General features: G+C 59.3%; 12 protein-coding genes and 1 pseudogene. 2 read left to right on the top strand and 11 right to left on the bottom strand.

The genetic code is table 11. The features are described from left to right. Positions 1-114 precede the first annotated feature (114 nt). A pseudogene (locus L1892_RS24195) lies at positions 115-405 on the top strand (integrase core domain-containing protein); the annotation flags it as partial. 119 nt (positions 406-524) lie between these two features. Here L1892_RS24195 and L1892_RS24190 read toward each other — a convergent pair. The 10 genes from L1892_RS24190 to L1892_RS24145 are packed head-to-tail and all read right to left on the bottom strand — an operon-like array spanning position 525 to position 10706. Next, positions 525-2165, bottom strand: coding sequence for a long-chain fatty acid--CoA ligase (locus L1892_RS24190; RefSeq protein ID WP_014928958.1), 1641 nt, complete (start codon positions 2163-2165; stop codon positions 525-527). Positions 2166-2194: 29 nt separating this feature from the next. Then, positions 2195-2923 carry a hypothetical protein gene (locus L1892_RS24185; RefSeq protein ID WP_223258800.1) on the bottom strand — a complete coding sequence of 243 codons (729 nt, stop codon included), beginning with the start codon at positions 2921-2923 and terminating at the stop codon, positions 2195-2197. Positions 2924-2929: 6 nt separating this feature from the next. After that, positions 2930-3886 (bottom strand): MlaD family protein, encoded by a 957-nt coding sequence (locus L1892_RS24180; RefSeq protein ID WP_004023297.1) that lies wholly within the window; start codon positions 3884-3886, stop codon positions 2930-2932. After that, positions 3883-4926: an MlaD family protein gene (locus L1892_RS24175; RefSeq protein ID WP_004023296.1), complete on the bottom strand. Its 1044-nt coding sequence runs from the start codon at positions 4924-4926 to the stop codon at positions 3883-3885. The genes L1892_RS24180 and L1892_RS24175 overlap by 4 nt, the downstream gene beginning before the upstream one ends. Beyond that, complete coding sequence (locus L1892_RS24170) at positions 4923-5984, bottom strand: MlaD family protein (protein WP_004023295.1); 1062 nt, start codon at positions 5982-5984, stop codon at positions 4923-4925. The genes L1892_RS24175 and L1892_RS24170 overlap by 4 nt, the downstream gene beginning before the upstream one ends. Next, positions 5978-6973, bottom strand: coding sequence for an MlaD family protein (locus L1892_RS24165; RefSeq protein WP_004023294.1), 996 nt, complete (start codon positions 6971-6973; stop codon positions 5978-5980). The genes L1892_RS24170 and L1892_RS24165 overlap by 7 nt, the downstream gene beginning before the upstream one ends. Beyond that, positions 6970-7983 (bottom strand): MlaD family protein, encoded by a 1014-nt coding sequence (locus tag L1892_RS24160; protein ID WP_004023293.1) that lies wholly within the window; start codon positions 7981-7983, stop codon positions 6970-6972. The genes L1892_RS24165 and L1892_RS24160 overlap by 4 nt, the downstream gene beginning before the upstream one ends. Next, the gene (locus tag L1892_RS24155; RefSeq protein WP_004023292.1) at positions 7980-9017 is read right to left on the bottom strand and encodes an MlaD family protein; all 1038 of its coding nucleotides are present in this window, start codon (positions 9015-9017) and stop codon (positions 7980-7982) included. The genes L1892_RS24160 and L1892_RS24155 overlap by 4 nt, the downstream gene beginning before the upstream one ends. A gap of 8 nt (positions 9018-9025) precedes the next feature. After that, on the bottom strand, positions 9026-9889 hold the full coding sequence (locus L1892_RS24150) for an ABC transporter permease (RefSeq protein WP_014928961.1): 864 nt from the start codon (positions 9887-9889) through the stop codon (positions 9026-9028). Positions 9890-9899: 10 nt separating this feature from the next. Further along, the gene (locus L1892_RS24145; protein ID WP_014928962.1) at positions 9900-10706 is read right to left on the bottom strand and encodes an MlaE family ABC transporter permease; all 807 of its coding nucleotides are present in this window, start codon (positions 10704-10706) and stop codon (positions 9900-9902) included. Between the two features lie 186 nt (positions 10707-10892). Here L1892_RS24145 and L1892_RS24140 point away from each other — a divergent pair, with 186 nt between their 5' ends. Beyond that, entirely contained in the window at positions 10893-11369 is a 477-nt protein-coding gene (locus tag L1892_RS24140) for a PaaI family thioesterase (RefSeq protein ID WP_004023289.1), read from the top strand. Positions 11370-11504: 135 nt separating this feature from the next. On the opposite strand, the gene L1892_RS24775 is transcribed toward L1892_RS24140, so the two are convergent. Continuing rightward, positions 11505-11636, bottom strand: coding sequence for a hypothetical protein (locus L1892_RS24775; RefSeq protein WP_257881396.1), 132 nt, complete (start codon positions 11634-11636; stop codon positions 11505-11507). Positions 11637-11841: the final 205 nt, after the last annotated feature.

Here is an 11841-nt window from a genome sequence, read left to right as displayed (position 1 = left end):
ACACCCTCAACAACCGTCCTAGAAAAGTCCTTGGATGGAAAACTCCCGCCGAAGTCTTTGGCGAACAACTACACTCGCTACAACAACCCAGTGTTGCATCGACCGATTGAACGCGCCCAATTCCGATCGCGAAAATTCGTACACGCCTTGAACACTCATGGACTCACGGGGTCGATGGGCAAAGTCGGAGCGTGCGGGGACAACGCAGCGATGGAGAGTTTCTTCGCACTCCTGCAACGCAACGTGCTCGACCGCCAACGCTGGGACACCCGCGAGCAGCTTCGGATCGCGATCGTCACCTGGATCGAACGGACCTACCGCCGCCGGCGCCGGCAAGCCCGCCTCGGTCGGTTGACGCCTGTCGAGTTCGAAGCAATGATCAACACCGCCGCTGCCGCGGCATGACACCCAAACTGTCACCTATCCGTGCAGCAGTCCCCATCGGCAAATGCATTGCTTCTATAGAAGTGTGCCCACCGAACGCTGACGACGTTCGGTGGGCACACTTGCGCCCTATAGCGGCGCTAATTCGATACAACCGGCAGCTCGCCCTGCTCATGCTTCGCGCGTAACACCTTCTTATCGAACTTGCCCACGCTCGTACGCGGTACCTGCTCCACGAACGTCCAGTTCTTCGGGATCCACCAGTGTGGGATCTCCTCCGGGCAATTTCTTAGGCACCACTCGTGAAGCGTGTCAGCCGACACCTTGCGACCCGGTACCGGAACCACCACGGCGAGAGCTGTTTCCTGCCACCGGGGGTCGGGCATCGCGACAACCGCGGCCTCGGCGACATCTGGGTGCGACATGATCCAGTTCTCGAGCTCCACTGACGAGATCCATTCGCCCCCTGACTTGATGACGTCCTTGGACCTGTCGGTCAGCGTCAGGTACCCGTCCGGGCTGATGTGTCCCACGTCTCCGGTCCGCAACCAGCCATCCCGAAACCTCTCGGCGTCCTCGAGCCGGTAGTAGCTGCCTGTGACCCACGGACCCCGCACTTCGAGTTCGCCGACGGACTTGTCGTCACGGGGAACCGGCAGGCCGCCCTCGTCGATGAGGCGCATCTCCACCCCGCAAATTGCCCGTCCCTGTCGCTTGCGGTACGACATTTCCTTTGTGGGGCTGATCCCGGCGGGAGGCCGACTTACCGCTGCAAGCGGGGACGTCTCAGTCATGCCCCACGCCTGGATAATCTGTACGCCGAAGCGGTCCGCAAACCCTTCGATCAACGACTGCGGGACAGGAGCTCCACCACAGGCGACAAGGTCGATTGATGACAAGTCGACACCCGGATTCGCGATACCGTACTGAAGAAGATCGTTCCAGATTGTCGGTACTGCTCCTGCCTTCGTGGGGCGATGCTGTTGGATCAAGTCGGCGAGCGGCGCCGCTTGAAGGTATCGATCAGGCATGAGCAAGTCCGCGCCGGCCATCAGCGACGCGTAGGGCAGACCCCAGGCGCTGGCATGAAACATCGGCACGACGGGAAGTACACGATCGGCTTCTGCGATCGCCAGAGCGTTACCAGTACACGCTGCAATGGAGTGCAGAAACACCGAGCGATGACTGTAGACGACCCCCTTGGGATCGCCTGTAGTGCCGCTCGTGTAACACATACCCGCAGCCGACCGCTCGTCGGGATCGACCCAAGAGAACATTGGTGATTCTGCTGCGAGCGCGTCATGGTATCGCATCACGGTCACGCCGTGGCCGTCGAGCGGGGAGGTGTCGCCGTCGCCGGTAACGAACACAACCCGAACCGTCGCCAAGCCCGGTAAGACCGCCGCCAACAACGGCACCAGCGACCCGTCCACAATGATGACCTTGTCTTCGGCGTGGTTCGCGATGAACTGCAGCTGAGCCGGTGACAACCGGATGTTCAGCGTATGCAGCACCGCGCCCATCGCGGGTACCGCAGCGTACGCTTCGAGGTGCTCCTGGTTGTTCCACAGCATGGTTGCCACGCGGTCGTCGCCGACCACGCCGACCCGGCGCAGAGCATTCGCCAGACGTGCGCATCGCTCTTCGAGATCGCCGTAGGTTGCGTACCGGGCAGAGTCGCTCGCGGAATAAGTAATCACCTGCCTATCAGTATGATTGGTTGCGACGTGACGCAGTATCGATGACACTGTCATCGGCACCTCCTGCATGGTGCTTTTCATCAAATTCTCCTTTCGCGGCGGACGCTGGATCATTCGGCAGGTCCGTAATCCTGGATCTGCCAGCCGTTCTCGGTCTTCAGCACGACTACTTTCAACAGTGTGGGGAGTTCGCTCGGCTGAGGGTTCTGAACATTCTGGGTCTTCTGGGTGGCGAAGACCAGCACCGTGTATTCCCCCCGGTTCTCGCTGGCGCTGCCGGTGACACTGGTCGCCAGTACGCGTCCCGACGCTTGGACCTTGGCCTGTTCCATGATTTGGGTCAGGGTGGGTTCGACATCGTCGTATCGCTTGACCAACGCATCGCTGGCATTCTCTTTCACTTCGGTAAAGAATGCGCCGGTGTTTTGGTAGCTGTAGGTGAGCGACTTTGTGGTGTAGTCCGATGCTGCCTGCGCTGCCTGCGCTCGTTGTGTGGCAGCGTTCTCCGCGGACGTCTTTGCTTCCCTCATGTCAATGTAGAGGTAAGCAAAGAGGCCGGCCAGCACCGCGAGTGCCACCACGAAAGCGCCGGCGGCCACCGCCTGGACGCGTGCTGATCTCCATCGGTGCCTGGCATCGGACGTCGGGGGGCTTGCCTCGTCCGGGGCGGGACCGTCTTGGGACGTCGCAGATTCTGTAGCACCAGTGGCGTCGCTGCGATCTGCTTTGTCGGAAGCCGCAGTCAGCTTATCCTCAGCGCTGCTGTCCTTGGATTCTGGTCCGTTGTCTTGTGCCGTCATTTGCTGCCTTCTGTGAATGCTGGTGTAGGAGGTATCCATCGGGCGTCAGCGAGGTGATGGCGTGACGGCGATCGGAATCTGCGCCTGCCCCCGATGTGACGCTGGGAATGTTCGAGCCAGAAGATCACCGATCGATCCGAAGTCGATGTATGTGTCTGCGACTTTCGCCGTCGCCGGCTTCACCGCGCGGGTAATGGCGACAATATCGGGCTGGAGTATCTGGATGTAGCCGCTGAGCTTTTCCACTAGCTTCAGGATCGGTGGCCATTTGTCGTAGGACGTAGAAGTGAAAACGATGAACGCACGTTGGATCCTCGCCAAACCGTCGACGGCATCCGGGGTCCGGACCGACGCGGTGCTGAGCACACCGCCCACGTTCGACATAAGGCCCAGGAGGAACTCGGCATTGTCCGCAGTGGTACGGACGGCACCGTCGTCACCGACGAAGTCCACGAGGCGGTGCATCATGTCTCCGATCGTGTCGAGGTCCTTTTGCCGGCCGTCGACTGCCGCCGAGATCGTTTCGTTGATGGACTGAATCGATGCTGGATCGAGCGCGTCCGCCACTGCCGACATTTTCGGGAGCACCTGGGGAACGGATTGCGACACGCGGATGGCGCCGGCGGGCACTAGGTCCCCACTACGCAAGTACTCACTGGTGGTTGTGCCCGGTGGGATGAAATTGATGTATTGTTCTCCCGCGACCGAGAGGTTCTGAATCGTCATGACACTGCCGCGAGGAATCTTATAGTCGGAGTCGATGGACATGTCGACGGCGAGCTGATTACCTGTGACGCGAATAGATGTCACTTTTCCCACCGGCACCCCCTCTAACATTACCGGTGATGTGTCTAGAAGGCCGCCCGAGCTCTCGAGTATGGCCGAGATCGCGTAGTCGGTGCGGAACGGGTTTACCCGTGCCACGTCGATGATCAAGTATGTCGCTCCGACGAGGAGAACGAGGACAAGGGCAACCAGCGATACGAGGGTGCTGCGGATCATGGCATCATTCCGATCGCTCGCAAGACGGTTATGAACGACTCGGCATCACGCCGCGCCAGTTCTCGGCCATCGATAGACACATCGGAGACGTTGATATCTGGCGAGCTGACGAATGGGATGAGCCTTTCGCGTATTACACGAGCCGCCTTGTCGGAAACATCCTTGGAGTAGATGTCCGAGTACGCGATGGACGCGACCACTGGCGCGATCGCGCCCACCGTTTCCTTGATGCGGGAATACTCAGGGTCGACGATACGGCCTGCGGATACCGCGAAGTCGCGCAGATTAGCGATGAGTAGCGCTACGTCAATTAGCGAGTAGCCCAGACCATAAAAGTTCACTCCCCCCTTGGTCAACATTCGGTCTGTACCTGACGGGTCGGCCAGGATCACTTTGAGTGTGCGATCGGCTGACTGCAGGATTACGTCGAGTTTGTCGGTGTTGGCAGACACCTCAGACACGGTGCGCAAGGTCGTGCGGTAGAGCGCATCGAACTGGGCGGGGTCACTCGGAAAAGTCGAGTTCAGCGTCGATATCGCGGTATGGATTTTATCGAGTTCACCCCCGCCCAATACGTTAGCCATACCCCGCATCACGTCCTCGACGTTGGCAGCCGGTTCGGTGCGTGAGAGAGGTATTACCGATCCCGCGCGCAGCAAGCCTTGGGTGGACTGCTGTGCAGGGGGAAGGATGGCCACATAAATCTCGCCCAGGAGAGTGTCTTGGCGGAGTTCCGCGCGCGAATCTTCCGGCAGCTGGGCGTCTTTATCAATTCGGGCAGCAACCAGCGCGTGGCCTCCGTCGTAAGCGACGCTGGTGACGGCACCGACGTCAATCCCTCGAGAGAGGACTTTGGCACGGGCAGGCAAGTTCAGAGCACTCGTGAACTCGATCTCGATGTCGTAGCCGTCTCGGGCGGATGATCCACCGATGGTCGGCGGGTTGTCAGCACTGATGCTGCAGGCGGCGAGGGCGATAGTCGCTACGAACAGCGTCACGATCGCGGCCGTGACACGACGAAGGTAGCCGTAGATCATCATCGAGGTTGCCCTCCGATCAAGTTGGCGATCGTCGCCGCTTCGTTACCCGTCGCGCAAACGTCCTTGACGGAAGGAGGAGCGCACGCGTTCTTGAGGGCCTGCAGTGGTACAGATATTGCGAATGCCCGCAGGATCGACTTCGCATCTGGATGCTCAACGATGAGGTCAGCTGTTCGAGCGGCGACGGACGCAAGTATGTTTTCTTGCTTGCCCGCTTGCGAGAGGAGGGGAACCGCAGCATCTCCAAGTGAGAAAATAGGTGGCCCGAAGTCAGACGATAGGCGCGACAGGATAGGGACGAAGGTGCCTGCGTACTCTGTTGCGGCGCCGAATGTTTGACCGAAAGCAACAATCACCTCAATTGCGCCTACGAAGTTGTCGAATAGCTGGGTCACCTCAGTACTGTTTTCGGTGGCAACACCGGTTAAGGTGGCGAGATTGGCTACAATCCTGCGTATCTGGCTATCACGCCGGGTCGGATCGTTGATTAGCGTGGCCGAGTCCTGGAGAATGCCGGATATATCACCCTGGGTCCCTTCCATGTTTTTCGAGACGAGTGTAAGTGCCTGAAGAATCGCATCCGTGTTACGTCCGTCGTCCTTGACGAGTTCGTCTGAAAGAGTGCTGATCGCGTCGAGCGTTTGACTAATCCCCAGTGGAGTCCTGGTCTTTTCCAGTGGGATACACTCAGCCGACTTGTAATATTCTCCGCCACGATAGGGATGGGTGAACTCGATTTGTCTTTCGGTGACAATCGAGGTGGACACCAGGGTCGCACCCACATCTGCGGGAAGCGGCACGGTCTTGTCGATCCGCATATCGACACGCACACCTTTCTGTCCCTCCTCGTGAATGCCTACGACCCTGCCCACCTTCTTGCCGAGCATCGCGACGGAATTGCCTTCGTACAGACCTGATGCGTCAGAAAACTCCGCACATAGTGATCGCGTGTCGTCGTCGGCTGTCGCATAGTCGATTCCGACGCCGCCGATCACTACTGCCAGTGTGACAATGGTGGCGATCGGGATCAGATGCCGACGCATCCGCTCCGTCAACATTTGTTATCACCAATCGGGATACAGACGCGGACGGTCGGTTCAGGACTCGCAGGTCCGACCTGCGGAGCATTGAGGAGAATGCTCAGTCTTCTGGTGATCTGATCGACCTGGGCCAGCGCGTCTTGGTAGGCGGGCATCTGGGCCGACACCTTGTTTAGAAGGATCTTAAACTGCTGTACCGATGGTTCTATACCGTCGCGGTACGCGACAAGCGGCCGGGTCAGCAACTTAAAAAGACGACGTAGATAATCGAACCCGCTCTGGACGTTGGCGATGTCTGGTCCAAGGGTGCGGGCAAGGAAGCTGAGCTGGCGTAGGAAGTCCACGAGTACCTGCTTGCGGTTTGCGAGGGCAGCGACATACTCGTCGGACAAAGCCACCGTCTTGTCGAGTTGTGCGTACTGACGCTCCAGCAAGTCCATCAGGCTGCTCGCGTTTTGCAGGGCATCAGGGATATTGGTGTTTCCGTCGGAAAAGGCATCCTGTAGCAACGCCGCCGTGCGCCGTAGATCAACACCACGCACGTCACGGAACACCGGTGTAGATGTCTCCAGGGTGCTGGAAATATCATAGGTGCTGCCTGTCTGCACCAGTGGGATCGCGCCGTCAATGGCCGACGGGCCTGAACCTGGGTCGAGGTCCAATACACGTCCACCGATAGGGGTGAGGAGACGGACGTTCGCCGTCGCGTCCGACCGAACGGCAATCGAGTCATCCAGCCGGAACCGCACGGTGATGAACGTTCCGGTCAGGTCGACCGACGCTACCTTGCCTTTCCTGATCCCGGCGATACGTACCTGGTCGCCAGCTTCCAATCCGCCGGTATTGACTAACTCCGCGCTGTAGATAGTTTGTCCGGGCGGCGAGATATACACAGCTCCGGCGGCGACGAGACCGGCCACCGTGACCATCGTTACGACCCCCGCCAGGATGAGGTCCCGCCGACGCTGCGGGCGGTGATGCGGACGCTTGCCGAAGAAACGGGTCACTGGCACACCACCAGTCGTTGACCCATCAGGGCGATCTGCACTGTTCTCGGTAGGTCGAGCACCCCTCGGGCACACCCTGCCGCCGAGGGCGGGGGAGTCGCGTTGGATGTTGCGGCCAGGGCGTCCAGGAGCGGCTTCAGGAGAACGGCACCATTCAGTAGGCCTTCTGTATCCCCTGGCTCCCGCACTAATCTCTGAAAGATAGCCGCGAAGCTGGTGTCGTAGGTCGACTCGATCTGCTCACCGGCGAGTACAGTCTTTGCCATCGAACGGTTGACCTCTCGCAGCGAGGCCCGCAGTCGATCGCTCACGCGGCTGAACGCATCGACGATTGACCCCAATTTGTCTATCAACTCAACCAGTTCAGCGGAGCGCCCCATCAACTGGTCGGACACCTGCCCCAGGCTCGTCACAATATTGGTGATGATCTCTGAACGCTGGTTCCCGTAATCAGTGATGTTCGCGACTTGCTTCATGACTGGTGCGATACCTCGACCGTCTCCCTGGGCAACCCGTAGAAGGTTCGACTGAAGCTCGTTGATTTCCGCAGTATTCAATGTATCGAATACTGGTTTGAAACTGTTGAATAGTGTCGATACGTCGAAGGACGGGACGGTCTTCTCGAGTGCCACCTGTGTGATCGAGTCCTGGTCGGCGCCTTGTCCGGCATTGATGAGTTCCACATACCGCTGCCCCAGCAGATTTTGGTAACGCACAGCGGCAGTCGTCGCGGGGGTAATCGCGACACCGTCATCCAGTTGGAAACGGACGATCGCTGTTGAGCCCTCGAGATCGACAGCCGTTACATATCCCACTTTCACTCCAGCGAGTCGTACCCCGTCGCGGGGCTTGAGTCCGGAAGCGTCGGCAAACACCGCGGAACGCTGCGAACTGGGTGACCCTTCGTTGGTCGGCTGCAGAATCGCGATGATGACATATGAAAGGACTCCGATGAGAGCGATGAAAGCGACGATTTTAATGATTGTGGGTGTTAGCGACCTCAGAGTCATCGCGTGGCACCCCCCATTCTCAATGCGCCTTGTAGGGCAGGCGACGTCTGGACCACCAGTGCTAGCTGGAGCTGGACCCGTTCGTTGAATTTCGGCAAGGCTTTGTCGATGCCATCGAGGATCTGCGGGATCGTGTACACCGTGCGAACTAGCCCCGAGGCGGATCTGGCGACGGGCCGCGCTAGGTCAAGGCCGACGTCTAACAGCGAACTCAGGGCTGGGTAATTCTTATCGAGCAGGCCGCCGAGCCCACCGAAAAGAACCTTTCCCGTGTCGCCGAGATTACTCTTCGTGCGGTCGATGTTTTGTTGGGTGGCGAAAAAGTCAGCGATATCGACGTTCTTCAAGACGCCAGGGACAAACGGCGTCATGAAGTCGGCGACTCCGGTGGACAGGTTAGCCGCAATTCCTAGGTCCTCCCCGACCGGCCGTTTCTGGACATCTCGCGTGAGTTGCGCAATCTGGAGAACGAGTCTTCCGCTATCAGCCATTGCCTGCGAGTCCTCAACGATGAACCTCACTACCGCTTCAAATGAGGGCTGGTCCAGTGCCTCGACCAGCGTGGAGATCTTGCGAACAAGCGTTGACACCGAGGTCTGTTCAGATTGCAACCTGCTCACGTAGACACTCCCGCCGGAACCGATGGGTGGTCCTTGTCCAGGATCTACGATCTCCAGTGCAGTTGGTCCCAATGCGTTTGACGAGGTGTAGTTCACCGTCATGCCCTGCCGGAGAACTAGGTCGTTACCGGAACCGGTGAGGTTGATTTTGACCGCCGCGCCACGGTCTCGAACCGCGATGCTCGAGACCTCCCCCACGGTGAACCCAAGGTACTTCACATCCGATCCCCCCTTCAATCCGTCGCCTATCGCGTCGGTGTTGATGGTCAACGACGTGTGATCGCTGAAGTCGCCGTTAGCGTCACTTATCAGTAAGTAGGCAGCTATCGCGCCGAGGATCAATAGGGCGACCCCCCGAAGGGCCAGGTTCCCGTGCGACGGCTCGCGTCCGGACGGATCATGAAAGACAGCCACTGAACCCCCTACCCTGAAATCCGTACGCCGGAATCGAATCCCCACATCAGAAGGGTCAAGATCATGTCCTCCACGACGATGACTATGAGGCTCGTGCGGATCGCTCGACCGGACGCTCGACCCACCCCCTCAGCTCCGCCTGTGGCGAAGTAGCCCTGATAGCTATGGATAATCACTACAGAAATGACAAATACAAGAACTTTGATAAGCGAGAAGGCAAGATCCTGAGGTTTGAGGAACTGGTCGAAATAGAAATCGTAAGTGCCGCCGGATTGGCCGTGAACTTGTGTGACGACGAGTTTGGCGGCCCCGAATCCGAGAATAAGCGCGACGATGTACAAAGGAATCACGGTCGTGATCGACGCAACTACGCGAGTGCTGACGACGAATGGAATAGGACGTACCGCCATAGCCTCGAGAGCGTCGATCTCCTCGGAAATGCGCATCGAGCCGATCTCAGCTGTCAACCGGCAGCCGGCTTGTGCTGCGAACCCGATCGCCGCGATCATTGGCGCAAGCTCTCGGGTGTTGGCATAGGAAGAGATGAACCCCGTCAGTGAACCCATCCCTACGAGGTCCAGAGAGGCGTAACCCTGGATACCGATTGAGGCGCCGACGGCGATGCCGAGGATGGCGAGGACGATGGCCGTTCCACCACCGACCAAGACTGCACCTCTACCCCAGGCGAATTCTTGTATGTAGAGCAGGGTTTGGCGTCGGTAGGTGGTGATCACATGGCGGATGCCGAGGACCGCGGCGATCACAAAGGTCGCGACGTGCCCCAAGCGTTCAGGTACGTGTACAACTGGCGCGATCACGGCTTCGACAGGGCGGGTGGCGGCGGAGAACCTCCGGGAGGGAACGGTGGTCACGAGGCGTTTCTCATCCAATAGTTTGGGGGACGAACATGGTTGTTAATTGCGTGATAAAGACATTGATCACGAAGCATGCGACGACGCCCAGTACTACGGTGGCATTTACTGAGGTTGCGACGCCTTTAGGGCCGCCTTTCGTCGACAGGCCGCGGTGACAAGCAATCGTCACCACTACAAGTCCGAACACAAGCGATTTGCATAGAGCGACAACGATGTCTGTTATCGATGCGAACGAAGCGAACGAGGCGACGTAGCTGCCTGGTGTGATGCCTTGGACGTCGACGCTGATGGCGTAGCCCGCCAGCAGCCCGGTGAAGACGATTAGCATGCAGAGCAGCGGCGCGGTGATCAACACAGATACGAACCGGGGCGCTACGACTCGCCTGATCGGATTGAGTCCGAGTGTCTCCATGGCAGCAATTTCTTCGCGAATCGTTCGAGCACCCAAATCAGAGGCAATCGCTGATCCGGCCGCGCCCCCGAGTAGGAGGGCGGTAACGATGGGCGCTCCCTGTTGAATAATCCCGAGGCCACCAGCGGCGCCAGCTATTGACGTGGCCCCAACTTGCTGAGTGAGGCTACCCACCTGTACTGACACGATGACACCGAATGGCACAGCTACGAGAATCGCCGGCAGAGTTGTCACGACGATGACGAACCAGGTCTGCGATACGGCTTCGCGAAACGGAAATCGTCCTGTAGCAATGTCTACTGCTACCCACCGCAGGGCCTGACCAGCCAAGCCGACGGTGTTACCAAAAGTGGCAGCGCCGTCTAGCAGACGGTTGACGCCTGTGCCGGTGGTGATGGCCATCTCCCCCCCTAGTGCGCGTGGTGTGCGCCACTCCATTCGCGTGTGCGTAATGGACAGTATCAGGTACTGGCAGTATTACCTATAGTGGTGAGCACAGACCGTGTTCGGGACCGGTTCCCACACCTCATCGATCCCCCCGCACCCTGTTGCGTAGGTGGCGGGCTGAGTTAAGGACAACGATCAGAGATGACCCCCGAAGCAAGACTGCCGGCACACTCGTCCCAGTGCATGGGCTGCGGAAGCAGCAACCCCCACGGACTTCAACTTGAGGTCTACCGGAGCGGCGAGCGGGTGTACGCCGATCACACCTTCGACGAGAAACACCTCGGCGCGCCCGGGTTGGCGCACGGTGGCGCGATCTCGGCCGCCTGCGACGACATCATGGGTTTCACCCTGTGGATCGCGCGGACCCCCGCGGTGACCCGCACCCTGACCGTCGAATACCGCCGGCCGGTCCCGCTGCACACTCCCATACGTCTCACTGCCTGGATTGACCACGAGTCGGATCGCCTACTGCACATCGCGGCCGCCGGATCGTTCGATGAGCAAACGTACTTCACCTCTAGCGGTGTTTTCGTCAAGGTCGACGTTGCTCACTTTCGACGTTATGCCGACGTATCAACAATCGATGACTTCTTCGCCAACTTCACGCGGTCAGACTGACGCCGCACGCGTCTCCGTTCTGCGCGCCGCCAACTCTGCGAGGTACGCGACCACGTTCGGCGATCCACCGCCAGCGGTCAGGCTGCGACGGTCAACAGGGCTGGAACTGCAAACGCTCGGCCTTCCACTGCCGGTTCAGTAGCGACAGGAAAACAACACCGCAAGGACCGGCTTGACCGCGAGGGTCAGGCCGAGCGGATTGCCCGCCCACCAGTCGCGGCGCTGCAGCATCAGGCTCGTACACAGCGGCTGAACCATAACGGTCACCGGCAGCACTGTTCTCACAGGATTGGAGGGGAGGGCGGCGAGCTCCCTCGAATGTGCAGCTCTCTTCCTTCCGTCCTGGCTACAGTTGAACCGCCCCGGGTCTGTCGGAGGCTCTCGAACCTGTGAAGGATGGAGAGCATGGCAGCACCACGCAAGTACAGTGAGGAACTCAAGGACCGGGCCACCCGGATGGCATGTGAAGCGC

This window comes from Gordonia tangerina (assembly GCF_021556435.1).
GTDB classification, from domain to species: domain Bacteria; phylum Actinomycetota; class Actinomycetes; order Mycobacteriales; family Mycobacteriaceae; genus Gordonia; species Gordonia tangerina.
The sequence above is the reverse complement of the archived record's forward strand: the minus strand, read 5'-3'. Positions and strand labels throughout refer to the sequence as shown.